20 protein-coding genes and 1 tRNA gene are annotated in these 25,560 nt (G+C 58.9%); 14 read left to right on the top strand and 7 right to left on the bottom strand.

Features of this window, described 5'->3' with window-relative positions; translation table 11 throughout:
• Window positions 1-227 precede the first annotated feature (227 nt).
• The gene (locus tag B8783_RS00730) at window positions 228-437 is read right to left on the bottom strand and encodes a cold-shock protein (RefSeq protein ID WP_084417863.1); all 210 of its coding nucleotides are present in this window, start codon (window positions 435-437) and stop codon (window positions 228-230) included.
• 225 nt (window positions 438-662) lie between these two features.
• Complete coding sequence (locus B8783_RS00725; RefSeq protein ID WP_139792179.1) at window positions 663-1,031, bottom strand: DoxX family protein; 369 nt, start codon at window positions 1,029-1,031, stop codon at window positions 663-665.
• A gap of 146 nt (window positions 1,032-1,177) precedes the next feature.
• Between B8783_RS00725 and B8783_RS00720 the strand changes: the two genes are divergently transcribed.
• Entirely contained in the window at window positions 1,178-2,341 is a 1,164-nt protein-coding gene (locus B8783_RS00720) for an acetyl-CoA C-acetyltransferase (RefSeq protein ID WP_084417861.1), read from the top strand.
• Window positions 2,342-2,402: 61 nt separating this feature from the next.
• Here the strand turns inward: B8783_RS00720 and B8783_RS00715 are convergent, their stop codons facing one another.
• On the bottom strand, window positions 2,403-4,097 hold the full coding sequence (locus tag B8783_RS00715; RefSeq protein WP_084417860.1) for a class I adenylate-forming enzyme family protein: 1,695 nt from the start codon (window positions 4,095-4,097) through the stop codon (window positions 2,403-2,405).
• 287 nt (window positions 4,098-4,384) lie between these two features.
• Here B8783_RS00715 and B8783_RS00710 point away from each other — a divergent pair, with 287 nt between their 5' ends.
• The gene (locus tag B8783_RS00710; protein ID WP_169711661.1) at window positions 4,385-7,795 is read left to right on the top strand and encodes an autotransporter domain-containing protein; all 3,411 of its coding nucleotides are present in this window, start codon (window positions 4,385-4,387) and stop codon (window positions 7,793-7,795) included.
• A 77-nt stretch (window positions 7,796-7,872) separates the two neighbouring features.
• Here B8783_RS00710 and B8783_RS00705 read toward each other — a convergent pair whose 3' ends face one another.
• Together B8783_RS00705 and B8783_RS00700 are read right to left on the bottom strand one after the other, a co-directional pair.
• Window positions 7,873-8,355: a hypothetical protein gene (locus B8783_RS00705; RefSeq protein ID WP_084417858.1), complete on the bottom strand. Its 483-nt coding sequence runs from the start codon at window positions 8,353-8,355 to the stop codon at window positions 7,873-7,875.
• Between the two features lie 30 nt (window positions 8,356-8,385).
• Entirely contained in the window at window positions 8,386-8,994 is a 609-nt protein-coding gene (locus B8783_RS00700; RefSeq protein WP_084417857.1) for a DUF6445 family protein, read from the bottom strand.
• Between the two features lie 245 nt (window positions 8,995-9,239).
• Here B8783_RS00700 and paoA point away from each other — a divergent pair, with 245 nt between their 5' ends.
• The 8 genes from paoA (at window position 9,240) to B8783_RS00660 (ending at window position 18,348) form a co-directional block, all read left to right on the top strand.
• The gene (paoA, locus tag B8783_RS00695) at window positions 9,240-9,890 is read left to right on the top strand and encodes an aldehyde dehydrogenase iron-sulfur subunit PaoA (RefSeq protein ID WP_084417856.1); all 651 of its coding nucleotides are present in this window, start codon (window positions 9,240-9,242) and stop codon (window positions 9,888-9,890) included.
• Window positions 9,887-10,837 (top strand): FAD binding domain-containing protein, encoded by a 951-nt coding sequence (locus tag B8783_RS00690; RefSeq protein ID WP_084417855.1) that lies wholly within the window; start codon window positions 9,887-9,889, stop codon window positions 10,835-10,837. The genes paoA and B8783_RS00690 overlap by 4 nt, the downstream gene beginning before the upstream one ends.
• 3 nt (window positions 10,838-10,840) lie before the next feature.
• Window positions 10,841-13,030: an aldehyde oxidoreductase molybdenum-binding subunit PaoC gene (paoC, locus tag B8783_RS00685; RefSeq protein ID WP_084417854.1), complete on the top strand. Its 2,190-nt coding sequence runs from the start codon at window positions 10,841-10,843 to the stop codon at window positions 13,028-13,030.
• A 212-nt stretch (window positions 13,031-13,242) separates the two neighbouring features.
• Window positions 13,243-13,653, top strand: a complete 411-nt coding sequence (locus B8783_RS00680; RefSeq protein WP_084417853.1) for a BLUF domain-containing protein — start codon at window positions 13,243-13,245, stop codon at window positions 13,651-13,653.
• A gap of 84 nt (window positions 13,654-13,737) precedes the next feature.
• Window positions 13,738-14,727 (top strand): hypothetical protein, encoded by a 990-nt coding sequence (locus B8783_RS00675; RefSeq protein WP_139792177.1) that lies wholly within the window; start codon window positions 13,738-13,740, stop codon window positions 14,725-14,727.
• A 172-nt stretch (window positions 14,728-14,899) separates the two neighbouring features.
• On the top strand, window positions 14,900-16,900 hold the full coding sequence (locus B8783_RS00670; protein ID WP_084417851.1) for an acetyl-CoA carboxylase biotin carboxylase subunit: 2,001 nt from the start codon (window positions 14,900-14,902) through the stop codon (window positions 16,898-16,900).
• A 49-nt stretch (window positions 16,901-16,949) separates the two neighbouring features.
• Window positions 16,950-17,486, top strand: a complete 537-nt coding sequence (locus B8783_RS00665; protein ID WP_169711660.1) for a DUF805 domain-containing protein — start codon at window positions 16,950-16,952, stop codon at window positions 17,484-17,486.
• A gap of 76 nt (window positions 17,487-17,562) precedes the next feature.
• A complete protein-coding gene (locus B8783_RS00660; RefSeq protein ID WP_084417849.1) occupies window positions 17,563-18,348 on the top strand; it encodes a DUF805 domain-containing protein in 786 nt (261 codons plus the stop codon).
• On the opposite strand, the gene lipB is transcribed toward B8783_RS00660, so the two are convergent.
• Window positions 18,345-19,058: a lipoyl(octanoyl) transferase LipB gene (gene lipB / locus B8783_RS00655; protein WP_233355628.1), complete on the bottom strand. Its 714-nt coding sequence runs from the start codon at window positions 19,056-19,058 to the stop codon at window positions 18,345-18,347. The genes B8783_RS00660 and lipB overlap by 4 nt on opposite strands.
• 62 nt (window positions 19,059-19,120) lie before the next feature.
• On the opposite strand from lipB, the gene B8783_RS00650 reads away from it, so the two are divergent.
• From B8783_RS00650 to B8783_RS00635, 4 genes are all read left to right on the top strand, one after another.
• A tRNA-Leu gene (locus B8783_RS00650) sits at window positions 19,121-19,205 on the top strand.
• Between the two features lie 62 nt (window positions 19,206-19,267).
• Window positions 19,268-20,659, top strand: coding sequence for a magnesium transporter (gene mgtE / locus B8783_RS00645; protein WP_084417848.1), 1,392 nt, complete (start codon window positions 19,268-19,270; stop codon window positions 20,657-20,659).
• 73 nt (window positions 20,660-20,732) lie between these two features.
• Complete coding sequence (locus B8783_RS00640; RefSeq protein WP_084417847.1) at window positions 20,733-22,256, top strand: lysozyme; 1,524 nt, start codon at window positions 20,733-20,735, stop codon at window positions 22,254-22,256.
• 58 nt (window positions 22,257-22,314) lie between these two features.
• Window positions 22,315-23,487, top strand: coding sequence for an isovaleryl-CoA dehydrogenase (locus B8783_RS00635; RefSeq protein WP_084417846.1), 1,173 nt, complete (start codon window positions 22,315-22,317; stop codon window positions 23,485-23,487).
• Here B8783_RS00635 and B8783_RS00630 read toward each other — a convergent pair.
• Window positions 23,484-25,439 carry a response regulator gene (locus B8783_RS00630; RefSeq protein ID WP_084418317.1) on the bottom strand — a complete coding sequence of 652 codons (1,956 nt, stop codon included), beginning with the start codon at window positions 25,437-25,439 and terminating at the stop codon, window positions 23,484-23,486. The two genes, B8783_RS00635 and B8783_RS00630, sit on opposite strands and share 4 nt — an antisense overlap.
• Between the last annotated feature and the right edge of the window lie 121 nt (window positions 25,440-25,560).

The raw sequence follows: 25,560 nt of genomic DNA, 5'->3' as shown, positions 1-25,560 counted from the left end.
CGCCCTCCAAAACACCGATCTTCCCCGCGAAGGCGGGGATCTCAGCCAGCTAAAGTAGGACCTCAGTTTCACGAGATTCCCGCCTTCGCGGGAATGAGCGGATCGTTTCGAATGTGCGCAAAACGCCCCAATCCTCCCCACCACGCATAAAAAAAGCGCCAGCAGGAAACCTGCTGGCGCTTCTTGTCTTGTGCGAGACCGGGCAAAGCCGGTCTCATCAAAAAAGCCTAGGCTGCTTCGATCTGGTCGACGGCGGTCTTGCCCTTGCGGGGGTCGACGGCGGTCGTGAACTGGACTTTTTGGCCTTCATTGAGGGCCTGCATGCCGCAGCGTTCCAGAGCCGTGGCGTGAACGAACACGTCGTCGCCGCCCTGGTCGGGTGCAATAAAACCAAAACCTTTTTGGTCGTTGTAGAATTTAACTGTGCCTTGGGTCATAAAAGATCTCCTGCAAAGCGTTATCCGCGCGCGACAGTGCGAGCGGAGGTGTCGAAACTTTTGAAGGAGTCGTCTAGGTCGTGGGCGCGGGGAGACCCCAAAAGGGGCAACCGCAAACAAAGCCCGATAGTCCGGCGAAAGGTCGATAGCGGGTATATGGTGGTTCCGGCGGCAGAGCGCAAGGCGTTTCCACCGCTGGGCATGTATGAGGTCCCGCGGCGCGCCTCAGGCCTTGGGTGTTCGCCCACGCTGCCAGAGCCATAGGCCGAGCCCGATCAGGACAAACTGCACGGCAATCCGGATGCTCGCCGCAACGGGCACCTCGAACACCGGGTCCGGGCGGAAAAAATCCCAGACATGCAGCGGCAGAAAGCCAAGGCAGAGCGCGGCAAAAGCGAGGCCCGCCAGCGCGCGGGTCCGTGGCAAGAGCACGCCAACGCCAATCGCGATCTCGACAATGCCGGAGACGTAGACCACGGCAAGCTCCGGCATCCAGTCCGGCACGATCGGATAGAAATAGGTGGGTACGATGAAGTGGGCTACCCCGCCGGCGAGCATCCATACGGCGATGATGAGAATGGCGATCCAGTGCATGGGACCCAATGTCGGGCGAAACGGCACGGCGACCAAGCTCTAATTTGGCAGAGGTTCAAAACGGCGCTTGTCTGCCCCAGCGGCAAGGGCTGGATAATGTGCATCACCGTTTTAAGTGCGATCTATAAGAAGGAATTTTTACAATCATGACAGACGCTTACATCTGCGCCGCCGTCCGAACCGCTGGTGGACGGCGCGGCGGACGCCTCTCAGGTATTCACGCAAACGACCTTGGCGCCAAGGCGCTGGACGCGGTCGTCGCCCGGGCCGGGATCGATCCGGCCTCGATTGATGATGTGATCTTCGGCTGTGTGACGCAAGCTGGCGAGCAGGCCGGGCAGGTGGCGCGCAACTGTGTCCTCGCTTCCTCTCTGCCGGATAGCGTCCCCGCCGTCACGATTGACCGCCAATGCGGGTCTTCGCAGCAGGCCGTCCAGTTCGCCGCGCAGGCCGTGATGTCAGGCACGCAGGATGTTGTGATCGCCGGCGGCGTCGAATCGATGTCGCGCGCCCCGATGGGCTCGAACTTCCTGCCGGGGACGGGCATCTCGCCCATCTCGCAGGCGATCAAGGACAAGTATAGCATCAAGGGTTTCAGCCAGTTCGTCGGCGCCGAAATGGTCGCGAAGAAGCACGGCTTTACCCGCGATCAGACCGATGCGTTCGGCGTTGAGAGCCAGCGCCGCGCCGCCGCTGCGACGGAGGCGGGCGCTTTTGAGGATGAGATCGTGCCGGTTGAGATCGTTACGCCAGAAGGCGAGACCGAGATGCACGTCACCGATGAGGGCATTCGTCCGGGCACCACGATGGACGCGCTCGCCGGGCTGAAGACGATGGCGGAAGACGGCATCCTCACCGCCGGGACCGCCAGCCAGATCTGCGACGGCTCGTCGGCTGTTCTGGTGGCATCGGCAGAGGCGGTGAAGCGCCACGGTCTGACGCCGCTCGCGCGGATCCACAATCTCACAGTTACGGCTGGCGACCCGGTCATCATGCTTGAGGAGCCGCTGTTTGCGACCGACAAGGCGCTTCAGCGGGCCGGTATGAAGATGAGCGATATCGATCTCTATGAGGTCAATGAAGCGTTCGCCTCAATCCCGATGGCCTGGCTGAAGCACACGGGCGCCGACCCGGACAAGCTCAACGTCAATGGCGGCGCCATTGCGCTCGGGCACCCGCTTGGCGCGACCGGCACGAAGCTGATGACGACGCTGATCTATGGCCTGAAGGCGCGCGGCAAGCGCTGGGGCCTGCAGACCATGTGTGAAGGCGGCGGCATCGCGAACGTCACCATCATCGAGATGGCCTAGCCTCGAATAACGGGCTTGCAGGGCGGACCGGATGTCTGCCCTGCAAGTCCGAACCTTCGACTTAGCTGGAAAGAGACTCGGTCAGCTCTTTCTTGAGGTCTTTTTTCAGGAATTTGCCGCTGGCATTGCGGGGCAGGGGCTCGTAGCGCAGCCAGATGTAGCGGGGGATCTTGTGCTTCGCCATGATCGACGCGCAATGGGCCCGGACATCCTCTTCGGTCAGAGACTCGCCGGGTTTAACGACGATCGCGGCCCCAACTTCCTCGCCGAGACGCTCGTCCGGAACGCCGAACACAGAGCACTCGGCAATCGCGCCATTGCGGTAGAGAGCGGCCTCAACCTCAGCGCAATAGATATTCTCGCCGCCGCGTAGAACCATGTCCTTCTTGCGGTCCACGATGAAGATGAAGCCGTGCTCGTCGATGCGGGCGATATCCCCGGTGTGAAGCCAGCCATCGGTGATGGAATCGGCGGTCGCCTCGGGGCGGTTGATATAGCCCTTGATGACGGACGAGCCGCGCACCCAAAGCTCACCCAGTTCGCCCTGCGGGACGGCCTCGCCGGCATCGTTGACGCATTTGGCCTCAAAGTTCGGCATGTAAGGGCCGGCGCTGTCGGGCTTGTCGATGAAGAAGTCAGCTGCAAGCGAGGTGATGATCCCGCAGGTCTCGGTCATGCCATAGCCGGTGTTCGGGCGGGCTGTGGCGACCTTGTCGTCAATCTTCTGAACGAGGTCTGGTGGCACTTGTGCGCCGCCGCCGCCGAGCGTCATCAGGCTGGACGTGTCTGTCTTGTCAAAATCGGGATGGTTGATCACTTCCCGCGCCATAACGGGCACGCCGCTCAAGCCCGTAACTTTCTCGCGCTCAATCAGACGCAGCGCCTCGCCAGCATCCCAGCGATACATCAGCACCATTTTTCCGCCTGCCGCCGTGATCGCATATGCGCCGCAATTGTTGGCGGTGACGTGGAACAGCGGCGTGGGGATGAGGCCGACGGGGATGGGCAGCGGGTCTGGCGGGACTTCACCGGTTGCGAGGTTCATGGCGCGTGCGCCCGAAGCCCGGGCATAGAGCATGTTCATCAGGTTCGCGACGCAGCCGCGATGGGTGAGCTGTGCGCCCTTGGGAAAGCCGGTCGTGCCAGATGTGTAGAAGATACAAGCGTCGGAATCCGGGTCGACTGTAACGTCCGGCAAAGGAGCTTCCCTGGCAATGACATCCTGCCAGGGGGTGATCCCATCAGGCAGATTGTCGATACGGACGCCAACAAGTTTGAGGCCTTCAGCCATGTCAGGTTTTTCGCCAATCCGCGCCAGCCGCTCGACGTCGAGAAACAGGATTTTCGGCTCTGAGTCTGACAGCGCATAGGACATTTCCTCGGCCGTCCACCAGGCATTCATCCCGACGACGGTGATTCCCACGCAAGCGCAGGCCCAGTAGATCTGCATCCATTCGGGATAGTTGCGCATGGAAATTGCGACGCGATCTCCCGGCTTTACGCCCTGATCCAGCATCCATGATGCGAGGGAGGCGACGCGTTGATGCGTCTCACCATAAGTCAGGCGCTCATCTTCGTAGACCAGATAGTCCCGGTCAGCGAATTCAGCGGTCGCAAGCCAGACTTCACGCACGCTCGGCGGGGCGTTCTTGTAGGTGCGGATGCGATTGCCAAGGATGTCTTCCTCAACAATTTCGAAATCGCCGCCAGGTCCGGTCAGCTCTTCTCGCGCTTTTGATAGCTCAGCGTAATGCATCGTCACTCCCAATTTTTTGATTGTAGTGAGCATACATGTGCTGCTGGCAAAGGGAACGATCTACGCAGCGGAAACCGCAGGTGCGGTCAGCAGCCGCGCTGGCAAATCTGCCCCCGATTTGACCGGTTTGGTAGTCCCGTTGCTGCCTGGTGTTGGCAAAAAGGCAACACACCAATGCACTTATGGTTGGCGATTGGAAATTTCTGCTGGTCCATCTTGCGGAATGGACTTACGACTGCTCACCAAGCCTTAATATGACTTTATGGTGTCCAGTGAGGGAAATTCATATGAAAATTCGCAAAAACACGACAATCAGTCGCTCTCAGCTTTTGCTGACGGTTGGTGCAGCAGCACTGATCAGCGTTGCGTTCGCGCCGACGGCCAGCGCGATTGTTCCAAATGATAATGTCACGCCTGATGAGGCCGTAGACACAGAAGGCGGCGTCAATGGCGTTGGCATGTTCTACCGGGCCGACGGCTTTGTTTGTACCGGCACGCTGATCAACCCGCGGACCGTTCTGTTTGCCGCTCACTGCGTGAATAACTATCCGCAAGAGGTTTTCGGGTCGCAGCTGCCTGCAGCGTTCTCTTTCGACGTGGATGCGCTTCCCGGCTTTATCGATTGGATCAATAACGGCTACGCCAGCAACCCAGCTGCGTTTGTCTACAATGTCAGCCAGATCCAGTACCATCCAGACTCGCTGAAGAACCCGCAGTCGCAAGGCTTCCTGGAAGCCGACATCGCGCTGGCCACGCTTGATACGCCAGCTGCAGACATTCCGACCTGGGCCCTTCTATTCTCCGCGCTGCCAACGCCGACGCAAGATCCGGTCAATGGCACAGGATATCACGTCAACATCACTGGCTATGGCCGTAGCGGTAACGGAACGCAGGGCGACATCCAGGGCATCGACTGGCGCCGCCGCGCCGCCGAAAACATGCTGGGCGCGCTGACATCTTTTGATGCTCGCGACGAGTTCCTTTTCGGTTCCGCATCAGGTCTGCCACAGGATCTCTACCACCTCGATTTCGATGATCCGAACAAGACCAACCCATACGACTTCAACCTCTATCAGGATGAGCCGCTCGCGAATGAAGCCACGACGGCTGGTGGTGACTCCGGTGGCCCGCTGATCCTTGATGCGGCAAATAACGACATCACCGACGAAGACCTCGTCATCGGTGTTCTGTCCGGTGGTTCGCGCTTCTTTGGTGGTCAGGTGTTCAGCTCGTACGGCACGCAGAGCTTTTATCAGCCGCTGTACCTGTTCTATGACTACATCGCTGAAGTGAACCCTTACCGCTATGTCAGCGCGCTGGAAGGTGACGGTAACTGGGAAGACGCAAGCCACTGGGTGAGCGAACTTGACCCGAATTACCGCATCATCGACGCCGATGGAAACATCGTGAACGGCTTCCCTGATGAACCTGCAGCCGGCATTGCCGGAACGGACGACGACTTTGGTGTGGTCTGTTTTGACCCTGAAGGCGACAATGTCGGTGACGCGTGTCAGGACCTCTCGACGGGTGACCCTGTTGACCCAGCCCGCCCTGGCCCAACTGTCGACGATGAAGAAGAGCAGTCGACTGAAACCGTGTCGAACAATATCGGCCGGGTTTCTCTTGGCGACCTGCTGAATTCAGACGGCTTTGAAGGCATCAACTTCACTGCAAACTCGGCTGCTACAACGGATGAGGCCGCTGCATCTGCAGGTGCCGCAACCGGTGTTGAATTTGCTGACAATGCGCCGCAAGTTGATGCGGCCCTGCCACCAGCAACGATCGACAATGGTCTGCCGGGTGCAACTGACTTTGTGCCAGACAACCAGGATCCAGATGCTGCTGCCGGCGTTCGTGGCAAGTACTTCGACGTGACCCTGTCGCGTGCTGGTACGACCACACTGTCGAGCTCTGTCGAGATTGATCGCTTCACGCTTTCTGGCGCAGAAGCCGGTCTCAACATCACATCTGATGGTGCCCTCACGAGCCTCATCGACGTCACGCAAGCGGGCGGCCTGATGAATGTCGATGGCTCTCTGACATCTGTCGGTGACTATCTTCTCATGATGGGCATCCTCAGCGGTAACGGCACCGTCACGACGCCGTTCCTGACGAACGTTGCCGGTGGCATCGCGCCAGGCACGCCAGGTACGATTGGTGAGCTGACCATCGATGGATCGCTTGTCCTGTCTTCGGGCAGCGCGCTGCTCATGGATGTCAGTGCAGATGGCTCCGACACGCTGAACGTCACGGGCGACGCATCGCTCGGCGGTATCATCGCGCTTGGTTATCTTGATGGTGGCCCAGCCTTCGGTCAGGAATACTCACTCGTGAACATCGACGGTGATGTGGACGGTGATTTTGCTGGTGTTACCGGAGTTGGCGATGGCGTTCTGTTTGGCGACATCTCGATCAATGATGGTGCGGTGACTGTCTCGGTTGAAGCTCAGGCATACCAGGACTTCCTGGGTGCAGATGCGACCGAGGTTCAGAAATCCTATGCCCGCACACTCGATGCAGCACGCAGCGGCAGCTATGACGATCTCTCGGGCCTCTATGGTGCGGTTGACCTTCTGGCAGCAGCCGATGTGGCAACAGCCTTCGATCTGATCTCGCCAGACGACGCAATCGCGTCAGGCCAGGTCGCTCTGTCGATGGGTGAAGCCCTGTCCAACCGTCTCGACTCACGTCTTCGCGATGTTCGCAACGGCAAACGTGGCTTCACGACGACAGCACCGGCGAATGCCGTCGATGTTGCCGCTTCTAACAGCCAGTCGGCTTTCGCCGCAGCTGCTTCGCAGCTCGCTGCAACGGAATCGGAAGTCGAAACCAAGACCTACGACATGAAGCCTGGCTTCGGCGGCTTCCTGAACGTCGACTTCTTCACCGGTCAGTTTGAAACGGCCTTCACCGGTCGCGGTGACACGGACGTCGAAGGCTTCACGGTCACAGGTGGCTTTGATCAGCAGTTCGAGAACGGAGCTGTGCTCGGTATCTTCGGTAGCTATGCCGAAGCAGAGAGCGATCTCAACAATGCTATCGGTTCAGCTGATGCCGATGGTGGCTCGGTTGGTGTCTACGGCTCCGCGCCGTTCGCCTTCGAAGGCTTCGTTGACGGTTATGCAAGCCTCGGTAGCTACAGCTACGACATGCGCCGTGACGTGACCATTCCAGGCGGAACGTCCTACTCGGCAGCTGGCGAAACCGATGCGGATCAAATGATGATCGGTGCGTCTGTTGGTAAAGTGTTCACCCACTCTTCGGGTGTCGCGAGCTTCACGCCTAGCCTCAGCATTGATCACCTGAGCGTCGATTTCGATGCCTACACCGAAACTGGTGGTCCGATCGCTCTCGCAGTGGACGGCCGCACGGTGAGCAGCACGCAAGTGTCGTTCGGCGGTGTCGCAGACTGGAATGCAACAGAATCAGGCCGTGTTCGCCTGAACGCTGGTGCCTTCGGTGTCTACGACCTCAATTCTGATGAGGATGTCGTCGTCGGTACGTTCGCTGCGGCGCCAACCACCGGTTCCATCGTTCTGACCGGCCAGGATCCAGATGACTTCTGGGTTGAAGTCCAGGCTGGTCTGGATGTCGATCTCAGCTCCAGCATCGTTGGCTCCCTGAACGTCAAGCAGACGCTCAGCCGCGACGACCTCGAGCAGACGACCATCGGCGGTAGCCTGACGGTCAAGTTCTAGGGCCTGATTGTTGATCTAATTAAGAAGGCCTGCGTCATCGGACGCAGGCCTTTTTTTATGGGTTCTTATGGGAAAATTCAGTCGGCGCGAGTGACCAGATCGGCAGTTTGGCCAGTGGCGTTGAGAGTGCCAGAGAAGGCGTCGCCTTTGACCTCGCCCGTCCACACCGCAGTGCCGTCTTCGTCCACCAGGGTAAGCTGCCCATAGGCGAGGTAGAGCCATGTGGTTGGGGCAGGACCTGTCTGCGTCCAGGCGGACTGCATCTCCACCTGGCCAACGCTCAAGCCCTCCCGACCCGTCAGTGTGATGGCGACCGGTTCGGCCGTCTCGGTCACCAGATCCCAGTCGCCTGGAATTTGCGCGGCGGTGAGATCGGAAACAGGACCGGATGGCGCGCCGGGGCCCGGTGACTGAACGGCGCCGGTTGGTCGCGTCAGCTTTGGAGCGGCCTCTGTGCCGGCCGTCAGGCTCTCAGTGTCTGAAGGGTCACCGGGCTGCATGCAGGCGCTCAACACAGCCCCCATGGCGAGACCGGACATTGTCTTTTTTGATTTGGCCATCGCTTCACTCCCAGTGAGATTGAGGGCGACCTATAGCGCCCGATTAAAGAACATTAGGCAGACCAGACGGCCTGAGGCAGCGTCCGTGCCGAAAGCGGGACCTGCATTGTGGAACATCCACGGATTGAACAGGACAAGCCGATTAAAGCGCATCGGGACGCGCATCGTGCGTTCCCATTTGGCCGGGCTATTGGAGTCGCGGTTGACCACTTCCTCGATCAGACGGTTGGGGTCCGAATAGCCGGCCTTGAGCATCTGGTCCGCTCTGGTCGGCACATAGTCGAGTCCGGTTCGTCTATGTCTGAAGAAATCGGTTCCGCCCTTGCTGTTGGCTTCGTCGCTCAGAAACAGGATGCCGGAATACTGACATGGATCGATGTGAACGCCGCTGCGACCCCGGTCATTTTTCAATGTCAGACGGCAATGGCTGTGTACCGTATCTGCGGCGGCCGCCAGCTTGACGTTCAGAAGGCGCGACACCGTCTCGCTGAGCCCCTGAATTTCCAGCGGCTTGCCGGACATTTGACCGGGATAGTTTCCGCGGTTTTCCATTGGGTTGGCGACAAGCTCGAGCGCCTTCTGCCGCGCGGCAGACGGATCTTTCAGGAAGTCATCGAAGATACAGACATTTGGAAGCACATCCGATTGTTAGGCGCGCCCGCCATGCGAGGCAAGCGTCTGACCCCAAGGGCGCGGCGTTCCAGATGTTTCCAATTTCAGCTCACTCGACGTTTTCCGGAACCGGCAGGCTTGCCGGGGAGTCTCTACCGTAAGCTGGCACATGGCCTTCGGGTTTTTCTCCGTGCCGAGGCTTTGGTCTGCAGGGGAGGGTGATCCTCTCCCAAGCGAGCCACGGCGCCTTGAAATTGAGCCGGAGGACCTAAATGGCTTCAGATCAGCACCTCAGACCGTCCAGACGAGAGATCATCGTCGTTGGCGCTGCGTCTTCATTCGTTATCAGCCTGCCTGTCGGGGCCGCTGCACAGAAAAAGGTAGTCAACCGCATGGCCAATGGAAATCCGTCGAGTTCTGTCGTGACCCTGACAGTCAATGGGGTCGATCAGAAACTATTCGTGGACAATCGCGTGACGCTGCTCGACGCGCTGCGCGAAGGCATGAAACTGACCGGTACAAAGAAGGGCTGCGACCACGGCCAATGCGGTGCCTGTACGGTCATGGTGAATGGGCAGCGGGTGAATTCCTGCCTGTCGCTGGCGGTGATGCATGATGGCGATGAGGTGACGACGATTGAAGGGGTCGGGACGCCAGACAGTCTTGATCCGATGCAGGCGGCCTTCGTCAAACATGATGGCTATCAGTGCGGCTATTGCACGCCCGGCCAGATCTGTTCGGCCAAGGCTGTGCTGGAAGAGATCAAGCAGAACATTCCAAGCCATGTCACGGGCGATCTTACGGCCCCGGTCAAATTGTCCCCCGATGAAATCCGCGAACGGATGAGCGGCAATATCTGCCGGTGCGGAGCCTACTCGAACATTCTGGACGCGATTGAAGACGTCGCAGGGAGCGACACATGAGAGCGTTCAGCTATGAAAAGCCGACCAGTGTTTCTGCGGCAGCGGGCGCCGTTGCCCAGAACGAAGGCGCGAAGTTCATCGCTGGCGGGACGAATCTGCTGGACCTGATGAAGCTCGAGATCGAGGTGCCGACGCACCTCGTTGATGTGAACGGACTTGGTCTCGACAAGATTGAAGCGACGGAGGAGGGCGGTCTGAGGATCGGGACGCTTGTCTCCAATACCGCGCTGTCGGCACATGAGGTGGTTCGCCGGGATTATGGTGTTCTCAGCCGTGCCATTGCGGCCGGGGCGTCAGGACAGCTGCGCAACAAGGCGACGACAGGCGGCAATCTGCTTCAGCGCACGCGCTGCCCGTATTTTTACGACACCAATATGGACTGCAATAAGCGCGAGCCCGGGTCTGGCTGTTCAGCGCTGGACGGTGAGAGCCGTCAGCTCGGCGTTGTCGGCACCAGTGACAAATGCATCGCGACGTATCCGGGCGATATGGCGGTCGCGATGATGGCGCTGGACGCCGTTGTTGAGACAACATCGCCGAATGGCACCTCGCGTCAGATCCCGCTTGGGGATTTCTATCGTCTGCCTGGCGATACGCCGGAAGTGGAAACGACGCTGCAACCGGGTGAGATGATCACCCATGTCGTGCTTCCAGCGCCTGTAGGTGGACGCCATTTCTACGAGAAAATCCGTGATCGGGCCTCTTATGCATTCGCGCTGGTATCGGTCGCGCTGATCCTGCAGACGGATGGCACGGGCCGGGTTGCGCTTGGCGGCGTCGCGCCGCGACCCTGGCGCAAGGATAGTGCCGACGCGCAGCTGCCCAATGGCGCAAAGGCCGTGATGGCTGAGCTGTTCCGTGAGGCAAACCCCACAGAAGACAATCGTTTCAAGCTGGTTCTGGCGGAGCGCACGCTCGCTGGTCTGCTCGCAGCGGCGAAGGAGTAGGCGATGAAATTCGACGACCTGGACGACAATTACCAAGGTGACCTCGCCCTTGTTGGCAAGACCACCTCGCGCATTGACGGTCCGCTCAAGACGTCCGGCCTCGCGCCCTATGCCTATGAGCGCCACGATGTGACGGGTCCTCAGCTCGTCGCCTATCCGGTCGGCGCGGCGATCGCGAAAGGTCGCATTGCGTCGATTGATGCGGACGCCGCCCGGTCTGCTCCGGGCGTTGTTGATGTCATCCTGACGACGGACGTGAAGCCTCTGCCACTGTCCGACTGGAACACGGCCAGTCTCTTCGGCGGCGCTGAGGTGCAACACTATCATCAGGCCGTCGCCGTTGTAGTGGCTGAAACGTTTGAGCAGGCCCGCGCTGGCGCAGCGCTGCTGGACATAAAGTATGAGACAACGCCAGCAGAATTCGATCTTGAGGCGGCGCATGACCGCCTGAGCAAGGATGATGTCGATCCAGCCGCTGATACAGGTGACTTCGACGATGCGTTTGGCAATGCAGACGTCAAGCTGGACGAGACTTATCGCACGGCGTGTCAGAGCCACGCCATGATGGAGCCGCACGCGACCGTCGCAAATTGGGAGGGCGACAAGCTCACGGTCTGGACGTCAAACCAGATGGTCCAATGGACCGTTGAGGCGCTGGCGACCACGCTGGACATGCCTGCGGAGAACATCCGCGTTGATTCTCCCTATGTTGGCGGCGGCTTTGGGGCGAAGCTGTTCCTGCGCGCCGAATGCGTGCTTGCAGCGCTTGCTGCGCGCAAGACCGGCCAGCCGGTTAAAATGATGCTGCCGCGTGGAATGGTCTTCAACAACACGACCCATCGCTCTGCAACAATCCAGCGAATCCGGATCGGCGCGTCCAGTGATGGCAAGATCGTGGCGCTGGGGCATGACAATACGTCTGGCGCCCTGCCGGACGGTAGCGGTGAAAACGCGACGAGCCAGACACTCAAATTCTATGGCAGCAAGTCGTTTCTGGTGCGCAATCAGGTGGCGACCCTTGGGCTGCCTGAAAGCAATGCCATGCGCGCTCCGGGCGAAGCATCGGGGCTGATGGCGCTGGAAATCGCGATGGACGAGATGGCCGAGAAGCTATCGCTGGATCCGGTCGAGTTCCGCATTCGCAATGATGCGCAGGTTGATCCGCTCGATTCGGGCAGACCCTTCTCCCAGCGCAATTTCGTTGAGTGCCTGAAAACCGGCGCTGAAAAATTCGGCTGGACGCCGCGCACCGGCCCGGGCGAGCTTGAGCGCGATGGCATGTGGTTGATCGGGACTGGTGTTGCCGGAGCCTATCGAGGGTCACCGGCTACAAAGTCTGGCGCGCGCGTGCGCCTCGTTGAAGGTGGAAAGCTCATCGTAGAGACCGACATGACCGATATCGGCACCGGGTCTTACACAATTATCGCACAGACCGCCGCTGAGATGCTTGGGCTGCCGATCGAGAAGGTCGATGTCATCCTGGGCGACTCCGCATTTCCAGTCTCGTCCGGCTCTGGTGGCCAGTGGGGCGCGGCCAGTTCTACGGCCGGCGTTTATGCGGCGTGTCTGGACCTTCGAAAGAAGATCGCCGGACGGCTGGAGAATGCTGGCGCGGATGTCAGTTTCGCCAATGGCGAGGTGAAGTTCGAGAACGGCTCAATGCCACTGGCGCGGATTGCGGCGACGGGCGAGCTTGTTGGCGAGGATGATGCTGAATTTGGCGATGCGCGTGACAAGTATGTGGTCTCGACGTTCGGGGCGCACTTCACCGAGGTCGGCGTGCACGCCGCGACAGGCACGATCCGGGTGCGCCGTATGCTGGCGGTCTGTGATGCCGGACGCATCCTCAATCCGCTCACGGCCCGCAGCCAGGTGATTGGCGCAATGACGATGGGGGTCGGCGCTGCGCTAATGGAGCACCTCGCGGTCGATACCAAGCGCGGTTTCTTCGCGAACCACGATCTGGCCGGATATGAAGTACCGGTGCATGCAGATATTCCACGCCAGGAGGTCATCTTCATTGATGGACAGGACCCGCATGCCGGGCCGTTGCAAGCCAAGGGCGTGGGCGAGCTGGGGCTCTGCGGTGTCAGCGCGGCCATCGCGAACGCTGTATATAATGCTACAGGCGTACGCGTTCGGGACTATCCGGTCACACTGGACAAGCTGCTTGAAGGTCTGCCAGCCGTCTGATGTGAGCGGGGCAGGGGCGTCAGATTCAGGTCTATCCTCACGGTAAGTAACTGCGGCCGATCCTGCGCTTGATCTGGCAAAACTCGCAAAAATCAGCTATGGATAATTGGGAAGACCGCCCGGTTTTCATTAGCTTTTGTGCGCCACACCGATAGGTTGAGACCGCTCGTTTCTCTACACGTCGAATTGGACATTCCGAGGAACGGATCACGATGTACCGTCTGGTATATGTTAGCAGAGCAACCGAGCATCTTGGGGATGCCGACATTGAGAATATCCTCAATGTGTCGCAGTCCAATAATGATGAGCGCTATATAACGGGCTTCCTGGCCCACAATGGTCGCGCCTTCATGCAGGCGCTTGAAGGCCAGCGCGACGAGGTTCTCGACATCTATAGCCGCATCGAAAACGATGATCGGCACTTTGGTGTGACGCAGATCATTGGCGAGCCCATTGAGACCCGCGCATTTCCTGACTGGTCAATGAATTATCACCGCGTTGACGATGATGAAGGCTCATCAACCATGGTCGTTCGCAAGGACGATTCGGTCGATACGCTTCTCAATCCGTCCATGCCGCGGGACTTGCTCTATATGTTCTCGAAGTTCATCCGGATGCGATAGCCCCGGACGCGGGCTTCGATAAAGAGCGGGCAGACCTGCTAACTCTATCGAAACTGATTCATGCAACCCTGCCGGCAGAGACTTGTGAGGCAGGGTATCGTCGCGATGAATGAAGAGATGCAACTGATGATGGCGCGTATCGCGCAACTCGGTGACCTCAGCGGAAGCGAGGCGCGCAAGATCGTCAATGAAGTCTATGCCGACGGGATTGTCAGCCGCGCCGAGGCAGAGGCGCTGTTCAAACTCAATGATCAATTTAGCGCAACGGATTCTGAGTGGACCGGACGGTTCATCGAAGCGATCAAGGATTTCCTGATCGTACGTGAGGCGCCAGAAGGCTGGGTCAGCCAGGATGAGGCTGACTGGCTGCAGGCGCAAATTGAGCGCGATGGGCATATTGAAACCGAAGGCGAGATAGATCTGCTACTGGCGCTCCTGCGCCATGCCGACAGTGCGCCAGAATCGCTGTCACGCTTTACGCTGAAAGCCATTTCAAATCGCATTATTGAGGACGGTAAAGCGAGCGATGCGATGGCAGAGCGGATGCGCTCGGTCCTTAGCGCCCCCTCCGGCGAGGGCTCCCTCTGGGTGACCCGTCATGAGGCGAATGTCCTGTTCCGCACTAATGACGCCGTTTCAGGCGCTTCGAATTCGCGCAGCTGGAACAATGTGTTCGCCAAGGGCATCCTCAATCATCTTCTGTCGGCGGCCCATCCAGACCCGATTTCAGAGGCAGATGCGCTGGCCCGTGAGGCCTGGTTCCAGGATAGCAGGGCGGATGTGCGCGGCTTTTTTGGCCGGATGGCCGACGCGTTCACCAGCGGCGACTGGTTTTCCAGCATCAGCTATAGCGAAGAATCCGCTGCCCGGGCCCGTTACATGGCGCGTGAGACCGCGAGCAAATCAGGGCGGGTTCTTACGGGCGACGAGCAGAACTGGTTTCTGAAGCGGCTTGGCTGGGACAAATCGGTAAATGCCGGTGAGCGTCAGCTGATCGAGCTTTTGAAGGAAGAAGCGCCTGGTTTTGTTCGCGGACTGAACGAAGCCCTTAAGCCGCATGACGCGGCCGCCTGAGCTCCAGATCGCCCACGGCGAACCTCAAATTTGCCCTGCACATCTGCATAGCACGGCTGCTGTGGCATAATTTCTGACAAATTGACCCTAGGACATGCGATGGACACGAGGGCCTGCGGGTTATAAGCGTCAGCCTTCCTACGTAAATTACTGCTGATTCAGGGGGCAGTCCATGTTCAAGAAAATCCTGATCGCCAACAGAGGCGAGATCGCGGTTCGGGTCATCAAGACGTGCAGACGTCTCGGTGTTAAAACCGTTGTAGTCTATTCCGATGCCGACGCCGATTCGATGGCCGTCGAGATGGCTGACGAGACCGTTCACATCGGACCGGCGCCTGCCGCTGAATCCTATCTTGTCATGGACAAGATCATTGATGCGGTGAAGCAGACCGGCGCAGAGGCCGTGCATCCAGGCTTTGGCTTTCTGTCCGAGAACCCTGAATTTGCAAAACGGCTGAAAAAGGAAAACATCACCTTCATCGGCCCGAACCCGCACGCGATCGAAGCGATGGGTGACAAGATCAGCTCCAAGAAGCTGGCCGCAGAAGCGGGTGTCTCAACGGTGCCGGGCCATATGGGCCTCATCGAGAGCACAGAGCACGCTGTCGAGATCTCACGTGAGATTGGCTATCCAGTGATGATCAAGGCGTCAGCTGGCGGCGGCGGTAAAGGTATTCGCGTTGCGGCCAATGATAAGGAAGTTCAGGAAGGCTTTCCGGCCGTGAAATCCGAAGCCAAGGCTTCTTTTGGTGACGACCGGATCTTCATCGAAAAGTTCATTCTGAACCCACGCCATGTCGAGATCCAGGTGATGGGCGACAAGCATGGCAACTGCGTCTACCTGTTCGAGCGCGAATGCTCCATTCAGCGCCGTAACCAGAAAGTCATTGAAGAGGCGCCAAGCCCGCTTCTCGATGAAGCGACCCGCAAGAAGATGGGTGAGCAAGCTGTCGCGCTGGCCAAGGCCGTTGATTATGACAGTGCCGGCACGGTCGAATTCGTCGCCTCGGGCGTCGACAAGAGCTTCTACTTCCTCGAAATGAATACGCGCCTGCAGGTCGAGCACCCTGTGACCGAAATGATTACGGGTGTGGACCTTGTCGAGCAGATGCTGCGCTCGGCCTATGGCGAGAAGCTGAACATCGATCAGGCGAGCCTCAAGATAAATGGCTGGGCCGTTGAGAGCCGCGTCTATGCTGAAGACCCTTATCGCAAATTCCTGCCGTCGATCGGCCGTCTGAAGCGTTTCCATCCACCTGAAGAAGGTGCGTTGAACGACGGCACTGTCCGGATGGATTCCGGCGTGCGCGAGGGCGACGAAATCTCGATGTTCTATGACCCGATGATCGCCAAGCTGGTGACCCATGGCAAGGACCGCGACACCGCGCTCGACACGCAGGCAGCCGCGCTGGACCGTTTCCACATCGAAGGCATTCAGGACAACATTCCGTTTGTCGCCGCTGTGATGGACGAAAAGCGGTTCCGCTCAGGCGACATTACAACCGCATACATCGCCGATGAATTCCCCGACGGGTTCAATGGCATGGAGCCGACTGAAGAGCAGCTCGCCTATCTGACGGTTTCGGCAGCTTATGTGCACGGCGTGTTTGCGCGCCGCGCCGAGAAGATTTCCGGCCGCATGACCGAGCCTGGCGAGCAACGCAAGGACTGGGTTGTCATTCTGGGTGACCGTCATTGCGATATTGAGTTGACCCTTGGCGAGGATAACTCCGCCGAGATCGTCATCGACGGCAAGACGCACACGCTCGAGACAGAATGGCGTCCCGGCACGCATCTGTTCGAGGGCAAACTCAATGGCGAGCCCTTTGCCGTGAAGTTTGCGGACAAGACAGAAGGCTATGTCTTCCGGCACCGTGGGGTGTCCGTCACAGCGCTGGTTTGTACTCCGGTGACAGCGACGCTTCACTCGCGCCTGCCTGAGAAGCCAAAGCCGGATACGTCGAAGCTGATCATCTCACCGATGCCCGGCCTTGTCGTGTCGGTCGATGTCGAGCTTGGCCAGACCGTGGAAGAGGGCGAAGCGGTTTGCATCGTCGAGGCGATGAAAATGCAGAACATCATCCGCGCTGAAGCCACTGGCACCGTGAAGACGATCAATGTCGGCGCCGGTGACAGTGTTGCGGCTGATGAAGTCATGGTCGAATTCGAGTAGGCTGTTCTCGGCAGGCCTTTCTGCCGGGACCCGACTTATGGAGCGCACCATGCAGACCCTGCTGTTCAGCCCTCAAGGGCGTATTCTGAAACGCCGGTTCTGGCAGGGGCTGGTCGTTGTCACGGTCGTGGCTATCATCCTGCAGGCGGCGCAGGTGATGATCGGGCCGTCGCTTGGTCTCGCTGCGGGGATCTTCCTGATTCCCGCTCTCGCGCTGATGTATTGCAACATCTGTGTCTACGCCAAACGGTTCCACGATGCGGGCACGACGGGCTGGTGGATACTGGCCGTCTGGGCTGGCAGCTTCGTGCTCCAGTTTATTGAGGGGCTTCTGTTTTCACCCATCTTTCTGGGCGAGGAAGGCCGCGCAATCCAGGCCGAGGCAGCCGAACGGTTAGGCCAGGGTGAGCTTGCGATTTTCATGCAGGCGCAAGAGCGTGTGGCAGAAATACTGCTACCTTTGTCGCTTCTTACGACGGTCGTGAATGCCGTCATCATTGGCTTCATCGTCGGCTCCCTTGCAACCGAGCCACGGCAGAACAAGCATGGACCGGTCCCGGGCGGCCCAGCTGATACTTTTTCCTGATTTGCTCTTATCGTTTATTGATAAAAATTGAGAAGCTTGTATAAGCCGTTTATCGATAAACGTGAAAGCGGCCCGGATGTCTGACGCAACCCCACAAATCATTGATCCCAAACGCCCCTGGTTGACCGACGAGCGAGAGCTCCCGGCCCGAATGAACTGGGCGCGCACGCTGTTCGATCCGACAGGAAAGTCCCCGCGTCTGCATTTTACGCGGGCCTGGACGATGTTGTTCGCGGCTCAAGTGATCATTGTCGTGCTACCCTTCATGGTGGCCGCGGTGCTGGATATGGCGGGCGGGGACGGCTCCAGCGTCTCGACCTTTGGTACATTTGTCTCTCCGATCGTGTTCATCGTGACGACCTTGATGTCATATGTGATCCATTCGCGCCGCCTGAACGATGCCGATAAGCCTCAATTGCTGGCGCTGATCCCGCTGCTGCCGCTTCTGGTTGGCATGTTCCTGTTTTTTGGAACGGTGACGAAAACCTCCACGCAGTACGACAAGCGCTATGAGATGCGGCAGGATTTTCTGGAAAATCCCGAAGCGTTCCGATTGAAACAGCTTGAAGAAAGAAAGGCCGCCCAGGAAGCTGCCAAGGCTAGTGGCAAACCGCCCCCACAGCGGCGTGGGGGACCCGGTGGTCCGGGCGGCGTCGCAGAGCCGCTCCCTCCGAAAGCTGGATATGTTCTTGAAGCGGCAGCGCCGAGCATTCAGATGGCGATCATTCCGCTCAGTGCATTGATTGCAGTCTGGAGCCTGCTCTGGGTGGCACGCGTGCCTTTCTTCGGCCGCTACCCGGGCGATCCGGACTTCAGAGAGCCTATGCCGCGCAAGCGCAGACGCGATAGAGTTCGCAGCTAGGTCGAGACGGGCGCCGTTGCATCGGCGACCGGAGACAGGAAGACAGACTGAAACGCCTTTTTTAGCGCAACGTCTGCGTCTTCCATGGTCACGGGCAGGCCGAGATCCACGAGGCTCGTAACGCCAAGGCCTTCTTCTGAAATGCCGCAGGGCGTGATGCCTTCAAAGTGCGACAGGTCCGGCTCCACATTCAGGCTGATGCCGTGGAAGCTGACCCAGCGCTTCAGGCGAAGGCCGATCGCGGCAATCTTGTCCTCGTGCACGGGGCCGCCCGGCCGGCTCCGGTCAACCCAGACGCCGACACGTCCATTTCGAATCTCGCCTTTGACATTGAACTCGCCGAGCGCCTCGATGATCCAGGTTTCCAGCTTCTGGACGAAATCGCGCACATCCTTGCCGCGCTTGGCGACATCCAGCATGACATAGGCCACGCGCTGGCCTGGCCCGTGATAGGTGTACTGGCCACCGCGACCGGCATCAAAAACCGGAAAGCGTGTGGCATCCTTCAGGTCTTCGGCTTTGGCGCTTGTGCCGGCCGTGTAGAGCGGGGGGTGCTCCAACAGCCAGACAAGCTCTGGTGCGCCGGCGTCACGAATGTCGCGCACGCGGCGCTGCATAAAGTCCAGAGCGGCCTGATAATCCACGGGGGCGGGGCTTACGGCCCATTCAACAGCTGCAAAATCTTTCATAACGCGCATATAGAGATGCATGTAGGGCTTCACAAAGCCTTCTGACGCACTTATACCGCGCGGACTTCCCCCGAGGGACTATTGCGGTCGTGGCGGAACTGGTAGACGCGCAGCGTTGAGGTCGCTGTGGAGCAATCCGTGGAGGTTCGAGTCCTCTCGACCGCACCATCCCCCGGGGGGAACAGGCAGAAGTCGGGTGCCCGCGTGCACCTGCATGAGTGGAGGCGACCATGTCCGACCTGCCGCAGACACAGCAGACAGACAATCAGGATGATTCGGGCCGCGAGGCGCACCTTGCCTTTGTGCAGGATGTCCGCGATGCCATCTGGGATCATGACACACGCTGGCTGACCCGCCTGCTTGGCCGTCTGCACCCTGCCGACGCCGCTGACCTTCTCGAACAGCTGTCGAGCGATGATTTTGCCGCCTGCGTTGATTTGCTGGGCGAGCAGCTGCCGACCAATGTCATTATCGAGCTTCGTGACGAGTATCGCGAGGAAGCTGTCGAAGTGCTTCCCGATGAAGCCGTGGCGGCCGTTCTCGAACAGCTTGATTCTGATGATGTCACGACGATCCTCGAAGACCTTGAGGATGAGCGGCGTGAGCGTATCCTCGAAGAGCTGTCGCCGGAAGACCGCGCCTCCCTCGAGCAGGGCTTTGCCTATGATGAGGAGACCGCTGGTCGCCTCATGCAGCGCGAATATTTCGCCGCGCCTGAGTTCTGGACCGTGGGCCACACGATCGACCATGCGCGTGACAATGCCGAAACGCTGCCGACGGAGTTTTTCCAGGTCTTCGTGATCGACCCGGCCCATAAGCTGAAAGGCCAGGTGCCGCTGGCTCTGCTTTTGCGCACGGCGCGCGATGTGAACCTCTCTGATATCATGGAAGAGGTAGAGTCTGACATCACGGTCGACATGGACCAGGAAGAGGCGGCCTACCAGTTCCAGAAATACTCTCTAGCCTCTGCGCCTGTCACAGATGATACCGGACGGCTCCTGGGTATGTTGACGGTGGATGACGTGGTCGACGTTATCCAGGAAGAAAACACCGAAGACCTTCTGGCTCTCTCTGGCGTGAACTCGGCTGACGGCTCGGACACTGTGCTGGATTCGGTCAAGGCGCGTGCGCCCTGGCTGGCCGTCAATCTGATTACCGCGTTCATCGCATCGGGCATCATTTCCATCTTTGAGAACACGCTGGACCAAATTGTTCAGCTTGCCATCCTCATGCCCGTCGTTGCAGCGCTTGGCGGCAATGCGGGCAGTCAGGGCCTCGCGGTGGCTGTACGCGCCATTGCAGAGCGCGAGATGGAAGGCGATGCCGGTCGCCGCGCGATCCTGCGTGAGACGCTGACCGGCCTCGCCAATGGCGTGATTTTTGCGATCGGTGTCGCCATCATCGCATATATCTGGTTCCAGAATGTCGGTCTGAGTATCGCGATTTCAATTGCGATGTTCCTGACCTTTGTCTGGGCAGGGTTCTCGGGGGTGGTTGTGCCGCTTGCGCTCAAGCGGGCAGGGGCAGACCCGGCTGTTGCGTCATCTGTCTTTGTGCTGACACTTACGGACATTATGGCCTTCTTCAGTTTCCTCGGTCTGGCCACACTCATTCTCGTTTGAGCCGCGCGCTTATGGTTTACGGCCCGTGAATTGCAGCGTGGAGGTTTGACTGTATCGGTTTGGAGCAAACACAGTGACAGAACTTCGTACATCCGAGGCTGGTCTGAAACTGATCATGACCTATGAGGGCTTCAGATCCCACGCCAAGAAGCTGCCTGATGGGCGCTGGGTCGTGGGGTACGGGCATACCAAGGGTGCGCGCGAAGGTGTGAAGATCAGCCCGAAGGAGGCTTTGGCTATCCTTCAGGAATTTGACCTGCCCCCAATTGAAACGGCCCTGAATGATCTGCTGCTTGTGCCAGTGTCCCAGAACGAATTCGACGCGCTGGCCTCGCTTGCCTACAATATCGGAATTGATCAGTTTGAAGCCTCAGACGTGCTCGCGCACATCAATGTCGGCAACAAGCTGAAAGCCGCCTCGGCCATGGAAAATTGGCGCAAGGCGCGCGTTGGCGCCCGCGATATGGTGGTCGATCCGCTGGTGCGTCGCCGCGCCGATGAAAAAGCGCTGTTTCTCAAGACCACCGGATCTGTCCCGCTCGCATCGACGAGCCGATTCCGTCCTGTGCTCGACAATGATCAAAGCATGTTCGTTCCCGCAGCCGTTCGGAATGAAGAGAACAAGCCGGCGACCGCACCGAAGCCGGAAGACGAGACCTCGACCGAAGCTGCTGCGCGCCATGTCCGCGACCGGCTGACCCGTATCCTCGGCAATGAGACTGATGAGACTGATGAGGTCGAAGCAGACGAGATCGACTCCGATGAGATCGAAACTGATCTGACGGATGCGACGGATGATGAAAAAGCGTCCGTCGACAATATCCGCGCCGCCGTTTCCGCCCTTGCCGTCGACAAGACGGATGATGTGCTGGCGGTTGCTGATGAGCCGGTCGAAGCCGAAACGGAGACTGAGACCGACACTGAGTCAGAGACCGAAACGGTCGACACCGTCGAACCGTTTGATGAGGACGCTGCGAAGGACGCGCAGAACGATAATCTCGTCGTCGAAAACGCGCCTGATGATGTCGAAACCGCTGTTGCTGAAGACGAAATCGAAGCCGAGGACGCCGAACTTGCCCCTCTGGCAGTGGCCGAGACGATCGATTCTCCGGTCGATACCGACCCGACTGACGACAAGGAAGACGCCGTTGAGGCGGCTGAGGAGGCTGAAACGGTCACCGACACCGAGCAGCCTCAGTCCGATGATAAAGACGACGAAGAAGTCCTGCTTGAAACGACGCCCCTGACGGCCGACGATACAACGCTCGAACTGGAAGAGAATGAAACCGTAGATGAGCGCGGCCGCATCATCATTGATGATCTGAAGCCATCAGACGTCTGGCTGTCGGAAGATGCCAAGGAAGCTGAAGCCAAAAAAGAGAGCCCTCTGGAAGTGTTTATCTTCGGTCTGCTTGCTCTGGTCGGGGCAGGGGTCTTCGCCTATGGCGGCGCGCGGGAATTCAGCTTGTTCGGTCTGCAGCCGACCGATGAGTCCAGCATCATGGCCTATCTTCCGCCATTCCTGATGTTGATCGGTGGCATCCTCTTCCTGGCCATGGCCTATTACTGCATCCGCGCGCTGTTCACCCGCAAATAGCGGGGCAGAGCGCGGTTCTCGCATTGGCATTCGGGGCAAGGGCGGCTAGATAAAGCCCATGATCCCGAACACATATCCCACGCTGAACTTCGATCTTGGTGAAACAGCGGACATGATCCGCGACACGGTGCAAGGATTTGCCGCCGACCATATCGCCCCGATCGCCGCCGAAATCGACAAGACGGACGTTTTCCCGCGCCATCTACTGCCCAAGATGGGCGAGCTTGGCCTGCTGGGCATCACGGTTGAGGAAGAATGGGGCGGCTCTGGCCTCGGCTATCTCGAACATGTCGTCGCGATGGAAGAAATCTCCCGCGCATCGGCCTCGGTCGGCCTTTCCTACGGCGCGCACTCCAATCTGTGCGTCAACCAGCTTCGCCGCTGGGGCAATGATGACCAGAAGAAGCGCTATCTCGAAAAGCTCGTCACCGGAGAGCATCTCGGCGGCCTCGCCATGTCCGAAACAGGGGCCGGGTCTGATGTCGTCTCGATGAAGCTGCGCGCCGAGAAAAAGGGCGACCGCTTCATCCTAAACGGCTCGAAGATGTGGATCACCAATTCACCGGATGCCGACACGCTGATCGTCTACGCCAAGACAGAGCCTGAGAAGAAGTCACGCGGGATTTCGGCCTTCATTATCGAGCGCGGCATGAAGGGGTTCTCGGTCGCGCAGAAGCTCGACAAGCTCGGCATGCGCGGGTCCGAGACCGGCGAGCTGGTCTTCGAAGACTGTGAAGTGCCGGAAGAGAATGTTATGGGGCCGCTGAATAGCGGCGTCGAAATCCTGATGAGCGGGCTCGACTATGAGCGCGCGGTTCTATCGGCTGGCCCGACGGGCATCATGCAGGCCTGTATGGATGTCGTTCTGCCCTACATTCATGACCGCAAGCAGTTCGGCAAGTCGATCGGCGAGTTCCAGCTGGTTCAGGGCAAGCTCGCGGACATGTACGTCCAGATGAATGCGGCGAAGGCTTACGTCTACACCGTCGCCAAAGCTTGCGACCGCGGAGAAACGGCCCGCAAGGACGCGGCTGGCGCGATCCTTTACGCGGCAGAAACTGCCACCAAGCTTGCGCTTGATGCGATCCAGCTGCTCGGTGGCAATGGCTATATCAATGAATATGCTACGGGCCGGCTGCTTCGTGATGCCAAGCTCTATGAGATTGGGGCAGGGACGTCCGAAATTCGCCGCTGGCTGATCGGGCGCGAACTGTTTGGCGAGACGGCCTAGCCGGCCAGCCGCACCTCTTTGCCACTTGTGACGTAGAGAACCTGGCCGATTGCCGAAATCAGGTCGCGTTCTTCGATTGGCTTGGAGACATAGCCGTCAAACCCCAGGCTGATGAAGCGTTCGCGATCGCCGCTCATGGCATCTGCGGTCAATGCCAGAACCGGGACCTGTCGGTTGCGGCTGTTCGACATCCGAAGCCGGCGGAGAGCCTCAACCCCGTCCATCTTTGGCATGTGAACGTCCATAAGCACGAAGTCGAACGTCTCGGTGTCCAGCTTGGAAAGCGCTTCTCGGCCGTCGCTGGCTTCACAAATATCGATGTCGTACATTTCCAGGAATGTTCGCAGGACGCGCAGATTGAGCGCATTGTCATCCACGACAAGCGCCCGACTTCCGGAGATCACAGTTTGACGCCTGGCGGGTACGCGGCGGCTGGCCTGTCGGCGGGTTTGCAGTTGCAGCTCCGGCGCCACAGCTTCAGTCACGATTTTTAACGTGAAGACAGATCCTCGTCCCTGTTCGCTGACAACGTTCAAATCACCGCCCATCATGCGGGCCAGGTCACGTGTCACCGCAAGACCAAGGCCCGTGCCGCCGAATTTTCTTGTGATCGACCCGTCTTCCTGCGTGAAGCTTTCAAAGATCTGGTCAAGCTTGTCGGCCGCAATACCGCAGCCCGTGTCGGAAACGTGGACGATGAGTTCCAGGCGTCCGCCCTTTAGGGCATGGGTTGTCGCGACAATCAGGATTTCGCCTTCGGCGGTGAACTTGATCGCATTGGAAATAATGTTGTTGAGGCATTGGCGCACGCGGACCGGGTCGAGCATCAGCGCCGGTGGGACACTGGGGTCAATATGTAGCCGGATGCCGAGGCCTTTCTCGGTCGCCTGCGTCCGATGCAGTTTGTATAGATTGGTCAGCTTGTGGTGCAGATCAGCCGGGACCGGCGTTATATCCATTTTACCGGCTTCGATTTTTGAGAGGTCCAGAAGATCGTTGAGAAGCACCATCAGCGACTGACCCGACTCAAGAATGATTGAGACCTGTTGTGCCTGTGACGGTGTCAGGTTTTCTGCGGCAAGCGTTTGCGCCATGCCGAGGACGCCATTGAGGGGCGTGCGGATTTCGTGGCTCATATTGGCCAGGAATTCAGACTTCATGCGCGTGGCCTGTTCAGCCTCGTGCAGTGCGGCTTTAAGCTCAAGCGCCTTTCGGTGCTCTTCGCGTATATCCTGTATGTGCGTGATAAAAACCGGTTCAGACTGCCCCGGCAACACGGCGCTGTTCATTGCGACGGCAACCTGAATGCGCTCGCCCGTCGATGAGATAAGCTCGGTTTCCGCGATGTGTTTTAACCGCTCACCCGTCGACGCATTCCTGAAAATCTCATTTGTCTTCTTGAGAGCGGCACGGTCAAATATTTTGGTTGTATGCTGACCAACGAGGCTTCCGGCTTCGTATCCGGCCAGTTCAAGCAAAGCATCATTCGTGTAGAGTAGAGTGCCGTGCCGGTCAGCGATGGCGATGGCGTGCACAGCGCTGTCGCAGGCGGTTTGCAAAAGCTCGGCCCGGTCAATGGCCTGATCTCGTTCCTTCGCCAGATCAGTCACTTCATGCGAACAGCTCAGGACACCATCCTTGGTCGGGATAAGTGTTGTCTTGAGCACCGTCTTCAACATTTTGGCCGCTCGGCCCTGTCCGGTGATCATCGTGGCGGGCTGACCCGTCGCCAGCACAGTCTCGATTTCGCGGATCATGTCGGAGCTGCGATAGCTGGGGTCGAACTCAAATACCCTCATGCCGACAATGCTGCTACCATCGGGCAGGATGGACTCATTCATCAGGCGGTTCGCCATGGTCCATTCATAGTCGACGATCTCGCCGGCTTCATTACGCACTGGGCAGGTTTCGCACACCAGCACAGGCAGATGATCTAGAATTTCGACATGCATTCTGGCCGTCACCCCCAGCGCTGGTTTCTCCGCGTTGGAAAAATTTGCGCAGATATACTTAACATCAGGTTGCGGCCGCCTGCAGAGGTGCAGCGCTTGCTGCACCAGGTCACCGGGCGAT

This window comes from Henriciella litoralis (genome assembly GCF_002088935.1).
GTDB classification, from domain to species: Bacteria; Pseudomonadota; Alphaproteobacteria; order Caulobacterales; family Hyphomonadaceae; genus Henriciella; species Henriciella litoralis.
This window is presented reverse-complemented; position numbering and strand designations above follow the sequence as displayed.

What these genes read in the sequence shown, in the direction of transcription:
- B8783_RS00710 (WP_169711661.1), top strand. Translation starts at nt 4,385, where the DNA reads ATGAAAATTCGCAAAAACACGACAATCAGTCGCTCTCAGCTTTTGCTG.
- B8783_RS00715 (WP_084417860.1), bottom strand. Translation starts at nt 4,097, where the DNA reads ATGCATTACGCTGAGCTATCAAAAGCGCGAGAAGAGCTGACCGGACCT.
- B8783_RS00630 (WP_084418317.1), bottom strand. Translation starts at nt 25,439, where the DNA reads ATGCATGTCGAAATTCTAGATCATCTGCCTGTGCTGGTGTGCGAAACC.
- B8783_RS00720 (WP_084417861.1), top strand. Translation starts at nt 1,178, where the DNA reads ATGACAGACGCTTACATCTGCGCCGCCGTCCGAACCGCTGGTGGACGG.
- B8783_RS00690 (WP_084417855.1), top strand. Translation starts at nt 9,887, where the DNA reads ATGAGAGCGTTCAGCTATGAAAAGCCGACCAGTGTTTCTGCGGCAGCG.
- B8783_RS00660 (WP_084417849.1), top strand. Translation starts at nt 17,563, where the DNA reads ATGTCTGACGCAACCCCACAAATCATTGATCCCAAACGCCCCTGGTTG.
- paoA (WP_084417856.1), top strand. Translation starts at nt 9,240, where the DNA reads ATGGCTTCAGATCAGCACCTCAGACCGTCCAGACGAGAGATCATCGTC.
- mgtE (WP_084417848.1), top strand. Translation starts at nt 19,268, where the DNA reads ATGTCCGACCTGCCGCAGACACAGCAGACAGACAATCAGGATGATTCG.
- B8783_RS00635 (WP_084417846.1), top strand. Translation starts at nt 22,315, where the DNA reads ATGATCCCGAACACATATCCCACGCTGAACTTCGATCTTGGTGAAACA.
- B8783_RS00665 (WP_169711660.1), top strand. Translation starts at nt 16,950, where the DNA reads ATGCAGACCCTGCTGTTCAGCCCTCAAGGGCGTATTCTGAAACGCCGG.
- lipB (WP_233355628.1), bottom strand. Translation starts at nt 19,058, where the DNA reads ATGCATCTCTATATGCGCGTTATGAAAGATTTTGCAGCTGTTGAATGG.
- B8783_RS00730 (WP_084417863.1), bottom strand. Translation starts at nt 437, where the DNA reads ATGACCCAAGGCACAGTTAAATTCTACAACGACCAAAAAGGTTTTGGT.
- paoC (WP_084417854.1), top strand. Translation starts at nt 10,841, where the DNA reads ATGAAATTCGACGACCTGGACGACAATTACCAAGGTGACCTCGCCCTT.
- B8783_RS00680 (WP_084417853.1), top strand. Translation starts at nt 13,243, where the DNA reads ATGTACCGTCTGGTATATGTTAGCAGAGCAACCGAGCATCTTGGGGAT.
- B8783_RS00670 (WP_084417851.1), top strand. Translation starts at nt 14,900, where the DNA reads ATGTTCAAGAAAATCCTGATCGCCAACAGAGGCGAGATCGCGGTTCGG.
- B8783_RS00705 (WP_084417858.1), bottom strand. Translation starts at nt 8,355, where the DNA reads ATGGCCAAATCAAAAAAGACAATGTCCGGTCTCGCCATGGGGGCTGTG.
- B8783_RS00725 (WP_139792179.1), bottom strand. Translation starts at nt 1,031, where the DNA reads ATGCACTGGATCGCCATTCTCATCATCGCCGTATGGATGCTCGCCGGC.